Source organism: Pseudarthrobacter oxydans (assembly GCF_013314975.1).
Taxonomy (GTDB): domain Bacteria; phylum Actinomycetota; class Actinomycetes; order Actinomycetales; family Micrococcaceae; genus Arthrobacter; species Arthrobacter oxydans.
On record NZ_JABTYH010000008.1, the window covers coordinates 80,139 to 97,219 of the forward strand.

17 protein-coding genes are annotated in these 17,081 nt (G+C 66.0%); 9 read left to right on the forward strand and 8 right to left on the reverse strand.

Annotated features, from left to right (window positions below; translation table 11 throughout):
* The first annotated feature begins 6 nt into the window (after nt 1-6).
* The 3 genes from HTS88_RS07635 to nrdR all read left to right on the forward strand — a co-directional run bounded on the left by HTS88_RS07635 (nt 7) and on the right by nrdR (nt 2,570).
* Complete coding sequence (locus tag HTS88_RS07635) at nt 7-537, forward strand: hypothetical protein (protein WP_174177014.1); 531 nt, start codon at nt 7-9, stop codon at nt 535-537.
* 9 nt (nt 538-546) lie between these two features.
* Nucleotides 547-1,914 carry a histidinol dehydrogenase gene (gene hisD, locus HTS88_RS07640; protein WP_174177016.1) on the forward strand — a complete coding sequence of 456 codons (1,368 nt, stop codon included), beginning with the start codon at nt 547-549 and terminating at the stop codon, nt 1,912-1,914.
* Between the two features lie 152 nt (nt 1,915-2,066).
* A complete protein-coding gene (nrdR, locus tag HTS88_RS07645) occupies nt 2,067-2,570 on the forward strand; it encodes a transcriptional regulator NrdR (RefSeq protein WP_104188663.1) in 504 nt (167 codons plus the stop codon).
* Between the two features lie 319 nt (nt 2,571-2,889).
* Here nrdR and ppgK read toward each other — a convergent pair whose 3' ends face one another.
* Both ppgK and map read right to left on the reverse strand, forming a co-directional pair.
* Nucleotides 2,890-3,693 carry a polyphosphate--glucose phosphotransferase gene (gene ppgK / locus HTS88_RS07650; RefSeq protein WP_174177018.1) on the reverse strand — a complete coding sequence of 268 codons (804 nt, stop codon included), beginning with the start codon at nt 3,691-3,693 and terminating at the stop codon, nt 2,890-2,892.
* Nucleotides 3,694-3,827: 134 nt separating this feature from the next.
* The gene (gene map / locus HTS88_RS07655) at nt 3,828-4,706 is read right to left on the reverse strand and encodes a type I methionyl aminopeptidase (protein ID WP_174177020.1); all 879 of its coding nucleotides are present in this window, start codon (nt 4,704-4,706) and stop codon (nt 3,828-3,830) included.
* Between the two features lie 121 nt (nt 4,707-4,827).
* Here map and HTS88_RS07660 point away from each other — a divergent pair, with 121 nt between their 5' ends.
* The gene (locus HTS88_RS07660) at nt 4,828-4,989 is read left to right on the forward strand and encodes an SPOR domain-containing protein (protein ID WP_174177022.1); all 162 of its coding nucleotides are present in this window, start codon (nt 4,828-4,830) and stop codon (nt 4,987-4,989) included.
* 54 nt (nt 4,990-5,043) lie between these two features.
* Here HTS88_RS07660 and panB read toward each other — a convergent pair whose 3' ends face one another.
* Complete coding sequence (gene panB, locus HTS88_RS07665) at nt 5,044-5,946, reverse strand: 3-methyl-2-oxobutanoate hydroxymethyltransferase (protein WP_174177024.1); 903 nt, start codon at nt 5,944-5,946, stop codon at nt 5,044-5,046.
* Between the two features lie 275 nt (nt 5,947-6,221).
* Here panB and glnA (HTS88_RS07670) point away from each other — a divergent pair, with 275 nt between their 5' ends.
* Genes glnA (HTS88_RS07670) through HTS88_RS07685 form a run of 4 tightly spaced genes read left to right on the forward strand, consistent with a single transcriptional unit; the run spans nt 6,222 to nt 11,608 of the window.
* Nucleotides 6,222-7,562: a type I glutamate--ammonia ligase gene (gene glnA / locus HTS88_RS07670; protein WP_066280551.1), complete on the forward strand. Its 1,341-nt coding sequence runs from the start codon at nt 6,222-6,224 to the stop codon at nt 7,560-7,562.
* A gap of 9 nt (nt 7,563-7,571) precedes the next feature.
* Nucleotides 7,572-10,583, forward strand: a complete 3,012-nt coding sequence (locus HTS88_RS07675; protein WP_174177026.1) for a bifunctional [glutamine synthetase] adenylyltransferase/[glutamine synthetase]-adenylyl-L-tyrosine phosphorylase — start codon at nt 7,572-7,574, stop codon at nt 10,581-10,583.
* 60 nt (nt 10,584-10,643) lie between these two features.
* Entirely contained in the window at nt 10,644-11,087 is a 444-nt protein-coding gene (locus HTS88_RS07680) for a VOC family protein (RefSeq protein WP_174177028.1), read from the forward strand.
* Nucleotides 11,088-11,092: 5 nt separating this feature from the next.
* Nucleotides 11,093-11,608, forward strand: a complete 516-nt coding sequence (locus tag HTS88_RS07685; protein ID WP_174177030.1) for a GNAT family N-acetyltransferase — start codon at nt 11,093-11,095, stop codon at nt 11,606-11,608.
* 250 nt (nt 11,609-11,858) lie between these two features.
* On the opposite strand, the gene glnA (HTS88_RS07690) is transcribed toward HTS88_RS07685, so the two are convergent.
* The gene (glnA, locus tag HTS88_RS07690; RefSeq protein ID WP_174177032.1) at nt 11,859-13,283 is read right to left on the reverse strand and encodes a type I glutamate--ammonia ligase; all 1,425 of its coding nucleotides are present in this window, start codon (nt 13,281-13,283) and stop codon (nt 11,859-11,861) included.
* 300 nt (nt 13,284-13,583) lie between these two features.
* On the opposite strand from glnA (HTS88_RS07690), the gene HTS88_RS07695 reads away from it, so the two are divergent.
* A complete protein-coding gene (locus tag HTS88_RS07695) occupies nt 13,584-14,021 on the forward strand; it encodes an RDD family protein (RefSeq protein ID WP_174177034.1) in 438 nt (145 codons plus the stop codon).
* Between the two features lie 37 nt (nt 14,022-14,058).
* Here the strand turns inward: HTS88_RS07695 and HTS88_RS07700 are convergent, their stop codons facing one another.
* The 4 genes from HTS88_RS07700 to lipB form a co-directional block, all read right to left on the reverse strand.
* A complete protein-coding gene (locus HTS88_RS07700) occupies nt 14,059-14,418 on the reverse strand; it encodes a DUF3817 domain-containing protein (protein WP_174177036.1) in 360 nt (119 codons plus the stop codon).
* An 82-nt stretch (nt 14,419-14,500) separates the two neighbouring features.
* Nucleotides 14,501-15,253, reverse strand: a complete 753-nt coding sequence (locus tag HTS88_RS07705) for a DUF4191 domain-containing protein (protein WP_174177038.1) — start codon at nt 15,251-15,253, stop codon at nt 14,501-14,503.
* Nucleotides 15,254-15,350: 97 nt separating this feature from the next.
* The gene (gene lipA / locus HTS88_RS07710) at nt 15,351-16,358 is read right to left on the reverse strand and encodes a lipoyl synthase (RefSeq protein ID WP_174177040.1); all 1,008 of its coding nucleotides are present in this window, start codon (nt 16,356-16,358) and stop codon (nt 15,351-15,353) included.
* Nucleotides 16,355-17,023 carry a lipoyl(octanoyl) transferase LipB gene (lipB, locus tag HTS88_RS07715; RefSeq protein WP_174177042.1) on the reverse strand — a complete coding sequence of 223 codons (669 nt, stop codon included), beginning with the start codon at nt 17,021-17,023 and terminating at the stop codon, nt 16,355-16,357. The genes lipA and lipB overlap by 4 nt, the downstream gene beginning before the upstream one ends.
* Nucleotides 17,024-17,081: the final 58 nt, after the last annotated feature.

Consider the following 17,081-nt stretch of genomic DNA (forward strand, 5'->3'; position numbering starts at 1 on the left):
TGTTGCATGACGAAAGCCATCCGCCGCATACGCCCGCGGCTGCCCTGGGCGATGCTGGTGATCCCGGCTGCGGCAGGTGTCCCGCTGGGCATCCTTTGGTGGCTCCTGGCGCCCGGGGGCCTGAACCTGGTCACCAGGGACCCGGCCTTCGGCAGCGGCACCAACCCGAATGTCTGGCTGCCGCGGGACCTGACGCTGGCAGGACTGCTGGTGCTTGCCGGATGCCTCCTGGCCGTTGTCCTGGCAGACAGGAAACGGGCGGATCCGCAGGCGGACCTGGTGGCGGGCCTGGCGGGAGCCCTGTGCGGTGCAGCCCTGGCGTGGCAAACGGGGCTGCTGGCAGCGCAGCTGTGGGCGCCTGCAGTTGATGCCTCAGCCAACGCCAGCATTGCCTTTTCGCTCCGCGCCTGGCCGGTGCTGCTCCTGTGGCCCGCTGCCACGGCCGTCTCGGTTTTCGTGTTGGAGCTTCTCGATCTCATGAGCCGGAAGCCGGCGGCGGACCACGGGAGTCGCCGGACGCAGTGGCAGGGCCAGTAAAATAGGCCAGTGACCATTTCTTCGGAGAACTCCGCCAGCCCAGCCGCCACCGCCGTGGACTTCCGCACCGTTGACCTGCGTGGCCAAAGCCTTACCCTCGCCGGACTCCGGGCCGCCGTGCCGCGGGCCCAGGGCCAGACCGTGGCCGACGCCGAGGAGAAGGTCCAGGACATCATTTCGGCTGTCCGGCAGGGAGGATTCGCGGCGCTGGGTGAACTCGCCCGGCGTTTTGACGGCGTGGCGCAGGACCACCCGCTGGTTCCCGCGGAGGCCCTGGCGTCCGCTCTGGAGGAGCTGGAGCCGTCAGTCCGCGGCGCGCTTGAGGAGTCCATCAGCCGGGCCCGCCGGTTCGCTGACGGCCAGCGTCCGCGCAATATCGAGGTGCAGCTCGGCGACGGCGCAGTGGTGGCACAGAACTGGGTTCCGGTGTCGCGGGTGGGTCTTTACGTCCCGGGCGGCCTCGCCGTCTACCCCTCCTCCGTGATCATGAACGTCGTCCCGGCCCTGGCCGCGGGAGTCCAGTCCATCGCCCTGGCGTCCCCTCCGCAAAAGGAGTTCGGCGGGCTGCCCCACCCCACCATCCTTGCCGCTGCCGCGCTGCTGGGCATCACCGAGGTGTATGCCATCGGCGGCGCCCAGGCCGTCGCCGCGTTCGCCTACGGTGTCCCGGCAACCGAGGCGGGCCCGGCCCTGGAACCGGTGGACGTGGTGACCGGACCGGGCAACATCTTTGTTGCCACCGCCAAGCGTCTGGTCAAGGGCGTGGTGGGGATCGACTCCGAGGCGGGCACCACTGAAATCGCGATCCTCGCAGACTCCACGGCCCAGCCGCGCCTGGTGGCAGCCGACCTCATCAGCCAGGCCGAGCACGATCCCAAGGCAGCCTCCGTGCTGATTACGGACTCCGGGGACCTCGCCGCCGCCGTCCGTGCCGAGCTCGACCGGCAGGCCGCGGCCACCAGGCACTCCGCCCGCGTCCGCGAGGCGCTGTCCGGTCCGCAGTCCGGGGTGGTCCTGGTGGACAACCTTGAACAGGGCATTGCGGCGTGCGATGCCTACGCGGCAGAACACCTGGAGATCATGACGCAGGATGCCCCAGGGGTCGCCGCCAGGATCCGGAATGCCGGTGCCATCTTTGTGGGCGACTACAGCCCGGTCAGCCTGGGGGACTACTGTGCCGGATCCAACCACGTCCTGCCCACCAGCGGAACGGCTGCCTTCTCGTCGGGCCTGAACGTCACCACTTTCCTGCGGGCCATCCAGGTGGTGAACTACACCCGTGACGCGCTGGCGGAAGTCAGCGGCCACATTGTCAGCCTTTCCGGAGCCGAGGACCTTCCCGCGCACGGGGATGCGGTGACCGCCAGGTTCTCCTGACATCTGCCCGCAATGTCGACATGTAGTGGTGGCAACCACAACATGTAGTACTTACACGCTTGTTATTAGCCGGAGCGGAGACGTAAACTGGGATACGGCGCAGTTGCGCCTGCAGTTTTTCGCCGGCACAGATCCTGGGAGAGGGAGGCACAATGTACTGTCCGTTCTGCCGCAACCCCGATTCCCGGGTGGTGGACAGCCGCATGGCGGATGACGGCTCAGCCATCCGGCGCCGCCGCCAGTGCCCGGAGTGCGGACGCAGGTTCACCACCGTCGAAACCACCAGCCTTTCCGTGATCAAGCGCTCCGGCGTGGGCGAGCCCTTCAGCCGCAGCAAGGTGATCAACGGGGTACGCAAAGCCTGCCAGGGGCGTCCCGTTAGCGAGGACGACCTCGCACTGCTGGCGCAGGAAGTCGAGGAACAGATCCGTTCCTCCGGCGCCGCCGAAATCGACGCCCACGAGGTGGGCCTGGTCATCCTCGGACCCCTGCAGAAGCTGGACAAGGTTGCCTACCTCCGCTTCGCGAGCGTCTACCAGGCCTTCGAATCCCTTGAGGATTTCGAGACTGCCATTGCCCTGCTCCGCCAGGAAGAACAGGACGCCCGGGGCGTTGCCGCGAAGGGCGCCAAGAGCTCCGAGAAGAGCCCCCTCTAAACTCCGGTGGCGGCAGCGGAGGGGAAGCCGAAGCCGCCACCGGCACTCTGTCCCGGCATGTTGCCCGACGGGAGAATGTGCCGCCTGCGGCGGAACTACCGAGCCGGCTGACGGACTCCTGCCACACTCCAGCGGAACCCCCGCGCCGCCGTCGACCCTTATGCCTGCCCTGGCGACGCCACTCCGGCGGCCGGCAGGAAAGGGCCCGCGACTCCCGTTTATCCCTTGTGGGCAGCAAGCAGCTCTCTAAGAGCACTAATTCTGCGGCTGGCGCCCTTGGCCGGTGCCGCCCCGGTCCGGGGCGGCACCGATCCCACGGCTACTTGGCGAGCTTGTGCTGCAGGGCGATTTCGATCGCGGCGCCCACGATGCCGGCCTCGTTGCGGAGGACCGCCGGCACGATCGGCGTGCGCAGCCGCAGGTTGGGCAGGTACTCGTCAGCGCGCTTGGAAATGCCGCCGCCCACAATAAACAGTTCGGGCGAGAACAGGAATTCGACGTGGGAAAAGTAGCGCTGCAGCAGCACGCTGTACTCGTCCCAGGACAGGCCGTCGCGTTCGCGGGCCACCGCGGAAGCCTTGGTCTCGGCGTCGTGGCCGTCGATTTCGAGGTGGCCAAGTTCAGCATTGGGGACGAGCTTGCCGTCGAAGATGAAGGCCGAGCCGATTCCGGTGCCGAGCGTGATGACCAGGACCGTGCCCTTGACACCGGCACCGGCGCCGTAGCGCGCCTCGGCCAGGCCCGCGGCGTCGGCGTCGTTGATGACCTCAACGGGCCGGCCAAGGCGGGCAGTCAGGAGCGCATCGATGTCCGTGTTGAGCCAGCTCTTGTCCACGTTGGCCGCGGAGTGGACCACGCCGTGCTGGATGATGCCGGGGAAGGTCACGCCGACGGGGGAGCCGGCAGCAGGCGCTTCGGGGCGGGCGGACAGCTCGGCAACCACCAGCGCCACGGCTTCGGCAACTGATTCAGGCGTGGCGGGCTGAGGAGTGGGGACACGGAACCGTTCCCCCAGCAGTTTGCCCTTCTTCAGGTCGACAATGCCGCCCTTGATTCCGGTACCTCCGATGTCGATGCCGATCAGCGGGGCGTTCTTGTGCGACTTTTCGTCCTTCTTGGCCAATGGGTTTCCGTTCGTGGCAGGGGCGGTCAGGGTTGCGGCGGCCGGTGGCCGGCCGGGAATTGATGTCCGGTCAAAAACCGGGAAGGGGTGGGGCCATGGTGTGTGCGTCGTAGGGGTGCCAGGTGGGGGCAGGGCTAGGGCAGCGTGAGGATTTCCGCGCCGGAGTCCGTCACCAGCAGCGTGTGCTCGAACTGGGCAGTGCGCTTCCGGTCCTTGGTGACAACGGTCCAGTCATCGGCCCACATGTCCCATTCCACGGTGCCGAGGGTGAGCATCGGTTCAATGGTGAAGACCATGCCGGCCTCGATCACCGTGTTGTAGGCCGGTGCAGCGTCGTAGTGCGGAATGATGAGCCCGGTATGGAAGGCTTCGCCCACGCCGTGCCCGGTGAAATCACGGACAACACCATAGCCGAAGCGCTTGGCGTAGGACTGGATGGCCCTGCCGATGACATTGATTTCCCGTCCGGGAGCCACAGCCTTGATGGCCCGGTTCAGGGACTCCCGGGTGCGTTCCACCAGCAGCCGGGATTCCTCGTCCACGTCGCCCACCAGGAAGGTGTAGTTGGTGTCCCCGTGGACTCCGTTGATGAAGGCGGTGATGTCGATGTTGAGGATGTCCCCGTCCCGGACCACTGTGCTGTCCGGGATGCCATGGCAAATGACCTCGTTCAGGGAGGAGCACAGCGACTTGGGGAAGCCCCGGTAACCGAGGGTGGACGGGTAGGCGTGGTGGTCAAGGAGGAACTCATGTCCCACTTTGTCCAGCTGGTCGGTGGTGACGCCGGGCTTGATGTGCTTGCCCACCTCCACGATGGCCTGTGCCGCGATCTTCCCCGCGATCCGGATCTTCTCGATTGTTTCCGGGGACTTGACCTCCGAACCGGTGAATTTCGCCGGTGCGGGCCTGCCGACGTACTCCGGCCGGGGGATGGACGCCGGGACGGGACGCTGCGGACCTATGGTTCCCGGGGTGAGGGTGCCGATGGGTGCAGTCGAGGCAAGGGAAGGCATAGATTGATCATATAAGGCAGTGCAGAACGCCTAACAACCGGAAGCCGCGCAGGGCCTGCGTAAGAATTTAAGTTACGCGGGTCACGCCGCAGCTTTCCCGCCGCCGGAACGAGGAGCAACGATGACTGAGTACTGGTACAACGTCAATACGCATGAGATCGAAGAGGACCGGCTGTCCGACTGGAGCCAGCTGATCGGACCGTACAAAACGCGGGAGGAAGCCGAACACGCGCTGGAAAAGGTGCGGGCCCGCAATGAGGCCTGGGAAAAGGACGACGACTGACCGTCGGGCGGGCAGGCCGGCCGGGTGCCGGCCCGCCTGTTCCGTCGGCGCCTTTTAGAACGAGTGTTCCGGCCCGGGGAACTGTCCTGACCTGACGTCATTGCCATACTGCGTGGCAGCGTCCAGCAGCGTGCTGCGCAGGTCTGCGTACTGCTTGACGAACTTGGCCATCCGCCCGCCCCGCAGCCCGGCCATGTCCTGCCACACGAGCACCTGTCCGGTTGTTTCCTTGCCCGCGCCGATGCCCACGGTGGGGACGGGAACAGCCGCGTCCACGGCAGCTGCCGTCCCGGCGGGGACCATCTCCATCAGCACGCAGAACGCGCCCGCCTCAGCGAGGGCGACTGCGTCGTCGATAAGGCGCTGCGCATCGTCGCCGCGGCCCTGCACGCGGTAACCGCCCAGGGCGTGCTCGCTCTGCGGGGTGAAACCGATATGTGCCATGACCGGAATGCCGGCCTGGACCATGGCCTTCACCGTGGGCGCATAGTAGGCGCCGCCCTCGATCTTGACGGCGTGCGCCAGGCCTTCCTTGAGGAACCTGACGCCGGCCCCGACTGCCTGTTCCGCGGACACCTCATAGCTGCCGAACGGCAGGTCGGCCACGATGAGAGCGCGCTTGGCGCTGCGTGCTACGGCACGGCAGAGAGGCAGCAGTTCGTCCACCGTGACGGGAAGGCTGGTCTCGTTGCCGAACACGTTGTTCGAGGCCGAGTCGCCGACCAGGAGAACCTCGATTCCGGCGGCGTCAAAGATTTCAGCCGTGTACTGCTCGTAGGCAGTCAGCATGGCGAACTTGGTACCGTCCCTCTTGGCCTGCTGCAGGTGGTGGATGCGCACCTTGGCCGGCTTCGGCTCTGCCGCAGCCGCAGGCGCAGCTGCCTGGCCCGGCCCGGTGCCGTAGGGGGCGGGGACGTCGGCGGACATGCTGGAATCGGAGCTGGTGCTTGAGGCCATGGCATGAGCGTAGTGGGGGAGCCGCTGTCCTAGCTACCGCGGACCGGAGGCTCCCCTGGTGATAAGGGTCATAGGGGCCGGCCTGCGGCGGGTCCCGACGGTGCGCACAGCCCGGTTGCGCGGCTCAAATCCGGTGGCGGGGCGTTAACGCTGTGTTACGCGCGGCGCAGGCTTCAGCATCGGCGCCGAATGCTTAGTACAGTGTTGGTGAACTGCTGCCGGCTTCCCTTTACTGCGGGCCCGGAGCATGGACGTTGACCGGAGAAGAGGCCATCATGGACCGCCAGCAAGAGTTTGTCCTGCGCACAATCGAAGAGCGCGACGTACGTTTCGTGCGCCTGTGGTTCACCGACGTCGTGGGTTCGCTCAAGTCCGTGGCACTGGCCCCCGCAGAGGTTGAGGGTGCGTTCGAGGAAGGCCTGGGCTTCGACGGCTCCGCCATTGAAGGCCTGGCCCGGGTATTCGAGTCAGACATGCTGGCCCAGCCCGATCCCTCCACCTTCCAGATCCTGCCGTGGCGCGGGGAGACGGAACAGACCTCGCGCATGTTCTGCGATATCCTCACGCCGGACGGCGAACCGTCTGCCGCGGATCCCCGCAACGTCCTGAAGCGGACCCTCGCCAAGGCCGCCGACATGGGCTTCACCTGCTACACCCACCCCGAAATCGAGTTCTACCTCCTCAAGTCCCAGGAACCCGGCCCGGACGGCGCTCCCGTGCCCGTGGACGAGGGCGGCTATTTTGACCATGTTCCGGGCGGCGTGGCCCAGGACTTCCGCCGGACAGCTGTCACCATGCTCGAATCCGTGGGTATCTCCGTGGAATTCAGCCACCACGAGGCGGGCCCCGGCCAGAATGAAATCGACCTGCGCTACGCGGACGCCCTGCAGACCGCGGACAACATCATGACCTTCCGCACCGTCATCAAGGAAGTGGCTCTGCAGCAGGGCACCTATGCCACCTTCATGCCCAAGCCGTTCACCGCCCACCCGGGCTCCGGCATGCACACGCACTTCTCGCTGTTCGAAGGCGACACCAACGCGTTCTACGAGGCCGGCGCCGAATTCCAGCTCTCAAAGACCGCCCGCCAGTTCATCGCCGGCATCCTCAAGCACGCGCCCGAATTCACCGCAGTGACCAACCAGTTCGTTAACTCCTACAAGCGCCTCTGGGGCGGCGGAGAGGCTCCGAGCTACCTGAGCTGGGGCCACAACAACCGCTCAGCCCTGGTTCGGGTTCCGCTGTACAAGCCGGGCAAGGGCCAGTCCGCACGGATCGAGTACCGCGGCATCGACTCCGCGGCCAACCCCTACCTGGCCTACGCGGTCCTGCTCGGGGCCGGCCTGAAAGGCATCGAGGAAGGCTACGACCTCCCGGCCGCCGCCGAGGACGACGTGTGGTCGCTGAGCTCGGCCGAACGTCGCGCCATGGGACACGATCCCCTCCCTGCCAGCCTGCATGACGCCATCCGGACCATGGAAGACTCTGAGCTCATGCCCCAGATCCTGGGAGAGCAGGTGTTTGAGCACTTCCTGCGCAACAAGCGTGCCGAGTGGCAGGACTACCGCCTGCAGGTGACGCCCTACGAGCTGCAGCGCAACCTCGGCATCCTCTAGGCTGCCGGCGTGAGCCTGGCACGCCGCCTAATTGCGGCCGGATTCAGCGACCTCGAGAAGGGGGAGCGGTTCCTTGCTGCGCCGGAACTGGAAGGGCTGGACCAGGACAGGCTGTTTGCGGGCCTGCAGCTGGCAGCCAGCCCGGACACCGCGCTGCAGTCCCTGGTCCGCCTGATCGAAAAGCACCCGGCGCTCCGGGAACTGGCCGCCGCCGACCCCGACGCCAGCGAACCGATGTACCGCGTGCTGGGCGCATCCGAAGCCCTGGGGGAGTTCCTGATCCGGCATCCGGAACACCTGGAGGCCTTCCATGTCCGCGCCAGCCCCGAGCCGATGCAGGCCGATCCCGCCGCCCTGCGCGGGGTCCTCCTGCAGTCTGTGGGAGCCGACCCCCGCGCCGTCCGGCCCGTGGCAGCAAGCACCGGGAATGATGCCTATGCGGCGCTTCGCACGGCGTACCGCAGGGGCGTAGTGGACCTGGCCGTCAAGGACCTGTGCGCAGCCGATCCCCTGGACTTCCTCCCGTCAGTGGGGGCGGAGCTCGCGGACCTTGCCGGCGCAGCCATCGAAGCCGCGCTTGCCGTCTCGCGCGCAGAGGCGGTCGAGCAGTACGGCTCCGGGGACGTTGCCGACGTCGGCCTTGCCGTGATTGGGATGGGCAAGTGCGGCGCCCGCGAACTGAACTACATTTCCGACGTCGACGTCATCTACGTGGTGGACCCCGGCGCCCTCGATGACGCGAAGGCGAACACCATAGGAACAGCGCTGGCGAGCGGAATTTCCCGTGCCATTTCCTCCGTTGCCCGTGAACCGGGCCTGTGGGAGGTGGACGCGAACCTCCGGCCGGAAGGAAAGTCCGGGCCATTGGTCCGTACCCTGGCCTCGCACCAGACGTACTATGCCCGCTGGGCTGAAAGCTGGGAGTTCCAGGCGCTGCTGAAGGCCCGGACCATTGCCGGCGACGCCGACCTCGGCCGCCGCTACGAGGAAGCCGTGGCGCCGCTGATCTGGAGTTCGGCCAGCCGGGACGGATTCGTGGAATCGGTGCAGGCCATGCGCCGCCGGGTGACCGAACACATTCCGGCTGCGGAGGAGCAGCGGCAGATCAAGCTTGGCCGCGGCGGGCTGCGTGACGTCGAATTCACCGTGCAGCTGCTCCAGCTGGTCCACGGCAAGGCAGACGAAACATTACGGCGCCGGGACACCACCTCCGCCATCGCGGCCCTGTCCGCGGGGGGCTATATCGGCCGCTCGGACGCGGCCGCCTTCGACAACGCCTACCGCTACCTGCGCCTGCTGGAACACCGCATCCAGCTCTTCCAGCTGCGCAGGACGCACTTGATGCCCGTTGCCGAACCGGCGCTCAGGTCGCTGGCAAAAGCCGTGCTGGGCCCGTTCTCCAACGAGCGGCCCCATCCGGACGCCCTGCTGTCCACCTGGCAGAAGACCAAGCGCTCCGTCCGGGAATTGCACGAGCGCATCTTCTACCGCCCGCTGCTCAACACGGCGGCCAAGCTCAGCAGCGAAGACGCAAGGCTGACGCCGGAAGCAGCCGAGGGCCGCCTGGCTGCGCTGGGGTACCGGGACCCGAAGGGCGCCATGCGCCATATCGAGGCGCTGACCGCCGGGGTCAGCCGGCGCGCAGCCCTCCAGCGGCAGCTGCTGCCGATCCTGCTCGACTGGCTGGCTGAAGGCGTGGACGCGGACGCCGGGCTCCTTGCGTTCCGGCGCGTCAGCGAAGCCCTGGGAACCACGCACTGGTACCTGGGGATGCTCAGGGACTCCAATGCTGCCGCAGAGCGGCTGTGCCACATGCTGTCCAACTCACGGCTCATCGCGGATCTGCTGGAGGTTTCGCCCGAGTCCGTGGCCTGGCTGGGCCAGGACAAGGACCTGGCACCTGTGGGGTTCGATGCCCAGTGGCAGGAAATCACCTCCAAGATGTCTCGGCATGCGGATCCGGAAAGCGCCATGCGCCTCATCCGGCTGATCCGGCGTCGTGAAATCCTTCGGATCGCCATCGCCGATTCGGCCGGCCTGCTGGACCAGGACCAGGTGGGGAGGGCCCTGGCGGACACGGACAGGGCCGCGGTCCTGGGCGCCCTGCGCGTGGCGGAGGGCATCGTCTCCGCCAACGGACCGCTGAAGACCACCGTGCTGGTGGTTGCCATGGGACGCCAGGGCGGCCGCGAGATCGGCTACGGTTCGGACGCGGATGTGATGTACGTGCACAGGGCCCTGCCCGGGTTCAGCCCCGAGGAAGCACAGGAGCAGGCCACCCGGATCGTCAACAAGGTTTCCACCCTGCTGACGCAGCCGTTGAAGCCGGCCATCATGGCCGAGCGGGTGCTCCAGATGGATGCGGACCTGCGCCCCGAGGGGAAGAACGGTGCCATGGTCCGTTCCCTCGACTCCTTTGCCGAATACTACCGGCGCTGGTCCCTCATCTGGGAGGCGCAGGCACTGCTCAGGGCCCGTCCCATGGCCGGCAATGACAACCTGGCCAAGGACTTCCTGGAACTCATCGACCCCATCAGGTACCCGGAATCGGTTGCGGAGACCGACGTGCGGGAAATCAGGCGGATCAAGGCGCGCGTGGAGTCCGAACGACTGCCCCGCGGCGCGGACCCCGCCCGCCACCTCAAGCTGGGCCGGGGCGGACTGAGCGACGTCGAATGGCTTGTGCAGCTCCTGCAGCTGCAGCACGCCGGCAGCCACCCGGAGCTGCGGACCACGTCCACCCTGGAAGCGCTGGATGCTGCCGCCCGGTCCGGCCTGCTCGCACGGGACGACGCCGGCCTGCTGGCCGCCGCCTGGCGTCTTGCAAGCCGGATCCGGTCCGCGAACGTCATCTGGAGCGGCAAGGCGTCGGACCTTCTGCCGTCGTCCCGGCGGGACCTGGAAGCTGTGGCCCGCTGGTGCGGGTACGAACCGGGACAGGCAGCGGCGCTGGAGGAGGATTACCTGCGGGTCAGCCGGCGGGCGAGGGCTGTCTTCGAGCGGGTCTTCTACGGCCAGTAGCCGGCAGGGGGCGGCAGGAAGCGGCTGACGCCTGTCAGGGGCCGGTGCTAGGTTGAGCGCATGGCAAGCCAACTCTTCCTCAACCTGCCCGTCCAGGACCTCCAACGCTCGGTCCGGTTCTTCACGGCCCTGGGCTTCACCTTCAACCCTGATTTCACGGACGAGAACGCCACGTGCATGGTGGTCAACGAGAACGCGTACGTGATGCTCCTGGTGGAGGCGTACTTCAAGACCTTCACCACCAAGGAGGTCGCCGGCACCAGCGGTTCAGCGGAGGCAATCATCGCCTACTCCGTGGACAGCAGGGAGGCCGTGGACCAGGCAGTGCAGACTGCCCTGGCCAACGGCGGCTCGGCGTCCCAGGGTGCCCAGGACTACGGCTTCATGTACAACCACAGCTTCCAGGATCCGGACGGTCACCTTTGGGAGGTTTTCTGGATGGACCCGGCAGGCCCGCCGGCCGGCTCCCCTTCAGGCGAAGATCCTGCCGGACCGCAGTCCTGAACAGCATGGGCACGGGGGTCTGGCTGATTTCGCTCCAGGACCTCGACGACGACGCCCGCGCCATCCACCTCGAGGCAGTTGCCGGACTCGAAACGGGGCCGGGGCAGGACAGGTTTGTTGGCGATCCGCTCCGCATGGCACTGGCCGGACTCGCCGAGGAATCACGCCGGCCCTATGTGATCGAGTCCGCAGGCCGGGCCGTTGGTGTCCTGACCCTGCAGGCCGGGGCGGCGCGCCTGGCAGGCTGGCCGGACGACCACTCTGCGTGGCTCCTCAGGGGTTTCCTGATCGACAGGCGCGAACAGGGCAGGGGGCTCGGTCCGCTCGCAGCGGCCGCCGCTGTGTCCGCCGCCCAAAAACTCACCGCCAGGCACCAAACGGGGGAGGCCGGCGTCGTTCTTTCCGTCAATGAAGCGAATGCTGCGGGCCTGTCCGCCTACCGCCGCGCCGGGTTCGTGGACCGGGGACAGTACATTGGCGGGCAGGCGGGTCCGCAGCGGATCATGTTCCGCAGTTTTTGACCACAATGGCATAACAGGCGGCGGGCCGCATTGCGCTGAGAAAGCGATTGCCCGATCATGTGGAATGGCGGTGTTCTTCAACCTTGTTGGGGGGAGGGCTGAAACTGGTCTTCGTCCCGGGGGGCATTCGTCAGGGGGTCCGGCTCCCGGTCTCAGCACGTCTGGAGCCGGGCTCCCACCTTCGGGCCACACGCAAAGGCGGCCACCGGTGAACCGGTGGCCGCCTTTGGTGTCTCAGGAGACGGTGATGCTAGACGCCGTAGTAGAGCTCGAACTCGTAGGGGTTCGGGCGCAGGGACAGCGGGCGGATCTCGTTCTCGTACTTGTACTCAATCCAGGTGTCGATCAGGTCCTGGGTGAACACGCCACCGGCCTGCAGGAACTCGTTGTCCTCGCGCAAGGCCTCCAGTGCTTCCTCGAGGGTGCCCGGAGCCTTGGGGATGTCCTTGGCCTCTTCGGCGGGGAGCTCGTAGAGGTCCTTGTCGATCGGGGCCGGGGGCTCAATGCGGTTGCGGATGCCGTCGATGCCGGCCATCAGCTGGGCAGCGAACGCCAGGTAGGGGTTGGAGGAGGGGTCCGGAGCGCGGAACTCGATGCGCTTGGCCTTGGGGTTGGAGCCCGTGATCGGGATGCGGATACCTGCGGAGCGGTTGCCCTGCGAGTAAACCATGTTGACCGGAGCTTCGAAGCCCTTGACCAGGCGGCGGTAGGAGTTCACCGTCGGGTTGGTGAAGGCCAGGACGGCGGAGGCGTGCTTGAGCAGGCCGCCAATGTACCAGCGGGCGGTGTCGGACAGGCCGGCGTAGCCCTTCTCGTCGTAGAACAGCGGCTCGCCGCCGTTCCACAGCGACTGGTGGCAGTGCATGCCGGAGCCGTTGTCGCCAAAGACCGGCTTGGGCATGAACGTTACGGACTTGCCCCAGGCGTCTGCGGTGTTCTTGATGACGTACTTGAACTTCTGCAGGTCATCGGCAGCGTGCGTCAGGGTGGTGAACTTGTAGTTGATCTCTGCCTGGCCGGCGGATCCAACTTCGTGGTGGCTGCGCTCGACCTCAAGGCCGGCCTCGTCCAGGGCGACACACATGGCGTCGCGCAGGTCAGCCTGCTTGTCGGTGGGGGAAACCGGGAAGTAACCGCCCTTGACGGGGGTCTTGTAACCCAGGTTTCCGCCTTCTTCCTCGCGGCCCGTGTTCCAGTGGGCTTCCTCGGAGTCGATCTTGTAGAAGCTGCCCTGGGGGGAAGACTGGTACTGCACGTTGTCGAACACGAAGAACTCAGCTTCGGGAGCGAAGAACGCGGTATCGGCAATGCCGGTGGAGGCCAGGTAGGCTTCGGCCTTCTCGGCCACGCCGCGGGGGTCGCGGTGGTACGGATCGCCCGTACGCGGGTTGACGATGGAGAAGTTCAGCGCCAGCGTCTTCTCCATGCGGAAGGTGTCCAGGAACGCAGTGGTGACGTCCGGGATCAGCTGCATGTCAGATTCTGCAATGCCCTGGAAGCCGCGGATGGAGGATCCGTCGAAGAGCTGGCCGTTGACGAAGAAGTCAGCGTCAACGCTCTTGGCCGGCACGTTGAAGTGCTGCTGGACGCCGGGGAGGTCGGTGAAGCGGATATCGACGAATTTAATATCTTCGTCCTTGATGAACTTGAGGACTTCGTCCGCAGTCTTGAACATCTATGCTCCTAACGCATATGTAATATCTGGCTGGCAAGCCAGCTGATCCAGCGCAATCCGAAGCGCAGGGAAACGCAGTTTCCCTGCTGTAAGTACCCTGCTGGTGTTACCTGCCCTGTACTGCCCGCCGGCGGATTGCTTGAAACTGGTAACAGCCTATGGACGCGGCATTTCCCGTCCGTGTCCGCATTGTTTCGGGCAGGTTACATAGTGCCCTGATATGGCAACGCTATCTTCCGTCCACTCTGTGGTCTAACTCCATCCACAGTGTGGTCGGCGGGAAGTCGCTAAGCTTGGACCGTGGTAGATCGCAAAGACATCGGCTCCTGGCTCTCCGGCCCCGATACATCGGGCATCTCGAAATATCCGGGGGAGCGGCTGGGACTGCCCGAGTCGGGACCGGGCTCCATTGCGCGGGCGGGCCGCAGGATCGCGGCCATCATGATCGACTGGGGCGTCGCGCTCCTGATCAGCAACTTCGCTTTCGGAGGAGATCCGTGGGCCACCCTGGCGATCTTCGCCGTCGAACAGACCCTGCTGATAGGAACCCTGGGCTACAGCATCGGACACCGTGCCATGGGCATCCACGTGGTGAAGGCCGGCGGCGGGCCGGCCGGGCCGCTGGCGGCGCTGGTGAGGTCCCTGCTGCTTTGCCTGGTCATCCCCGCGGTCATTTTCGACCCCGACCACCGGGGCCTCCACGACAAGGCCATGGATACGCTGCTGGTGCGGCGCTGAAGGCTGCAGCGTTGGGCTCCCGGCCCCTGAAGCGCCGCTAGACGGAGCTGGCTTCCCGGACTGCCGTGGTGTCCGGCGTCGCCGGGGCGGCGTCCAGGTAGTTCCGCTTGTCCGCCCAGCGCTCGAACAGGACCGTGGCGAACGGGAAGACGGCGGAGATGCCTGCGAACAGCGCCACGACGAAGGGCCACCGCTGCAGCCTCCAAAGGGCAAGGGCGGCAATGCCGTAGCCCACGAAGAGTGCACCATGTATTGGTCCGGCAACCTGGACGCCAATTTCGGTGGTGCCGGCAATCCATTTGAAGTACATGCCGATAAGGAGCGCCGCCCAGCTGAAGGCTTCGGCGATGGCCAGGATCCGGAATGCGCGGATCACCGCTGTTTTCTTGAAGGTCACAATAACGTCCTCTCCTGCCGTGAAAGCGGCAAAGAAACGCCCCGGCTGCCGGCCGGAGCCGGAACCGGGGCAGGTTCAAAAACTAGCGTCCGCGGTTGGGACGCGCCTTGTAGGGGTCGATGCCCTTGGGGATCGGGAGGCGGTTGCCCAGTGAGGAGATGCGCTTGGACACTGCGTTCACCTCAAGCTTGGTCAGTTCCTTTTTGAGCTTGCCCATCTTCTTGGCCACCTCGCTGATGGGCACCTGGCCCTCGCCCCGGCCGCTTTCGATGACGTGGACGGTGACGTTCGGCAGGATGCGCGCAAGCCGTTTGCGTTCCGCGTCCAGCAGAGGCTTTACCCGGTGCGTGGGGCCTTCGCTGACAAGGACGACGCCGGGACGGCCGATGGCGCGGAAGACGGCGTCCTGCGTCCTTGGGTTGACGGCAACAGGCTGTTCCTCGGTGATCCAGCCGCGGCGGAGCGTTCCCAGTGCGGCGCCGGAAGCGCCGGGCTGGTTCTCGATCTGGGCGAATGCGGCGCGTTCTGCCCTGCGGGACAGGATGAACGTGGCGCCAAGCAGGCCCAGGGGGATGCCGATGATCAGGCCGGTGATCCAGTTTTCCAGCCAGAAGCCCACCAGGAAGCTGACAGCCACGACGCCAAGGAAAACCAGCAGCATCAGCCACGGGACCATGGGGTCATGACGGCGGGTCATGGTGAAGACTTCGCGGATCTGCTTGAGCCGGCTGGGCTTCTTGGCCTTCGCTTCTTTCGGCTTGCGGGAGAAGAGGCCACGCTTGACTGCGCTGGAGCCAGACGGAGTGGAGTTGCTGGAATCAGGGGATTTCGCCATAGTGCCTTAATTCTACGTGACCAAAGCCGCAGGGCCGGCACCGGATTATTCCTGTGCCGGCCCTGCGGGGACGCTGCGTTTTTTGGGGAACTGCAGATCAGTGGTGTGCTGCGATGAGTGAGCTGGCTTCCTGGCGGGTGCTGCCGGAGGACTCGATGTGGGCGAGTTCGGCGGGGATCTCCCAACCTTTCTTCCGCATCGCGGTGGCCCAGAGCCGCCCGGCGCGGTAGGAGGAACGGACCAGCGGCCCGGACATCACGCCGAGGAACCCGATCTCGGTGGCCTCGTCCTGGAGGTCCACGAATTCCTGCGGCTTGACCCACCGGTCCACCGGCAGGTGCCGCTCACTCGGGCGCAGGTACTGGGTGATGGTGATCAGGTCGCACCCGGCCTCGTGCAGGTCCCGCAGGGCCTCGGAGATCTCCTCGCGGGTTTCGCCCATGCCCAGGATCAGGTTGGACTTGGTGACCATGCCCAGGTTCCGGCCCTGCGTGATCACGTCCAGGGACCGCTCGTACCGGAACGCGGGCCGGATCCGCTTGAAGATCCGGGGCACGGTCTCGACGTTGTGCGCGAACACCTCGGGCCTGGAATCGCAGATGGCTTTGATGTGCCCGGGTTTGCCGGAGAAGTCCGGGATCAGCAGTTCCACCCCGGTGCCGGGGTTCAGTTCGTGGATCTTCCGGACCGTCTCGGCGTACAGCCACACGCCCTCGTCTTCGAGGTCGTCCCGGGCCACGCCGGTGACGGTGGCGTAACGCAGCTGCATCGCCTGCACGGACCGGGCCACCTTGGTGGGTTCGAACATGTCCACCGGGGAGGGCTTGCCGGTATCGATCTGGCAGAAATCACAGCGCCGGGTGCACTCGGACCCGCCGATCAGGAACGTGGCTTCCTTGTCCTCCCAGCACTCGAAAATGTTGGGGCAACCGGCCTCCTCACACACCGTGTGCAGGCCTTCTTTCTTGACCAGGTTCTTGAGCTGGACAAACTCCGGGCCCATCTGGACCTTCGCCTTGATCCACTCCGGCTTACGCTCCACCGGAACAGCAGAATTGCGCTGTTCAACGCGCAAAAGCTTCCGGCCTTCAGGTGCCAATGTCACAGTAGTGCTCCTTCGGGGGTAGCGACCAGGGCGTCTTCATTCTTGCGCAGTTCTTCTGTAATGCGGGCCACGAGGTCAGCCGGGGCGACGTCACGGCCCGTTTCCTGGGCGATGGTTGTCACGCCGGCGTCAGTGATGCCGCAGGCGATGATCTGGGAATAGGGGGCGAGGTCGTTGTTGCAGTTGATGGCGAACCCGTGCATGGTCACGCCCTCATGCACCCGAATGCCGATGGCGGCAATCTTCCGGTCCGGGCCCTTGCTGTCCGCGGTGATCCAGACTCCGGCCCTGCCCTTGATGCGGACTGCGGTGATTCCGTAATCGGCCAGCACCGCGATGATCACGGCTTCCAGGCGTTCCACATAGTCGCGGATGCCTGCCCGGTTTTTCAGTTTGATGATGGGGTATCCCACCAGCTGGCCGGGCCCGTGCCAGGTCAGCTTTCCGCCCCGGTCCACGGGGACCACCGGAGTGCCGTCGAAGGGCCGTTCATGATCCTCGGTCCGTTTGCCTGCGGTGTAGACCGCAGCGTGTTCCAGGAGGAGGACAGTGCTGGGGGCCATCCCCGCGACCACTTTGTCGTGGAGTTCGCTCTGGATCTGCCAGCCACGGGTGTAGTCGACAAAATCGGGAGCAAGACCCAGCTGTGAAAACTCAAGAGTCATGGCATCCAGCTTAGACCCCGCGGCGTCCCGTGCCCGGTTTAGTGTTGAAGCTCACCCA

What these genes read in the sequence shown, in the direction of transcription:
- HTS88_RS07635 (WP_174177014.1), top strand. Translation starts at nt 7, where the DNA reads ATGACGAAAGCCATCCGCCGCATACGCCCGCGGCTGCCCTGGGCGATG.
- nrdR (WP_104188663.1), top strand. Translation starts at nt 2,067, where the DNA reads ATGTACTGTCCGTTCTGCCGCAACCCCGATTCCCGGGTGGTGGACAGC.
- map (WP_174177020.1), bottom strand. Translation starts at nt 4,706, where the DNA reads ATGCCTTCCCTTGCCTCGACTGCACCCATCGGCACCCTCACCCCGGGA.
- HTS88_RS07660 (WP_174177022.1), top strand. Translation starts at nt 4,828, where the DNA reads ATGACTGAGTACTGGTACAACGTCAATACGCATGAGATCGAAGAGGAC.
- panB (WP_174177024.1), bottom strand. Translation starts at nt 5,946, where the DNA reads ATGGCCTCAAGCACCAGCTCCGATTCCAGCATGTCCGCCGACGTCCCC.
- glnA (WP_066280551.1), top strand. Translation starts at nt 6,222, where the DNA reads ATGGACCGCCAGCAAGAGTTTGTCCTGCGCACAATCGAAGAGCGCGAC.
- HTS88_RS07680 (WP_174177028.1), top strand. Translation starts at nt 10,644, where the DNA reads ATGGCAAGCCAACTCTTCCTCAACCTGCCCGTCCAGGACCTCCAACGC.
- HTS88_RS07685 (WP_174177030.1), top strand. Translation starts at nt 11,093, where the DNA reads ATGGGCACGGGGGTCTGGCTGATTTCGCTCCAGGACCTCGACGACGAC.
- glnA (WP_174177032.1), bottom strand. Translation starts at nt 13,283, where the DNA reads ATGTTCAAGACTGCGGACGAAGTCCTCAAGTTCATCAAGGACGAAGAT.
- HTS88_RS07705 (WP_174177038.1), bottom strand. Translation starts at nt 15,253, where the DNA reads ATGGCGAAATCCCCTGATTCCAGCAACTCCACTCCGTCTGGCTCCAGC.
- lipB (WP_174177042.1), bottom strand. Translation starts at nt 17,023, where the DNA reads ATGACTCTTGAGTTTTCACAGCTGGGTCTTGCTCCCGATTTTGTCGAC.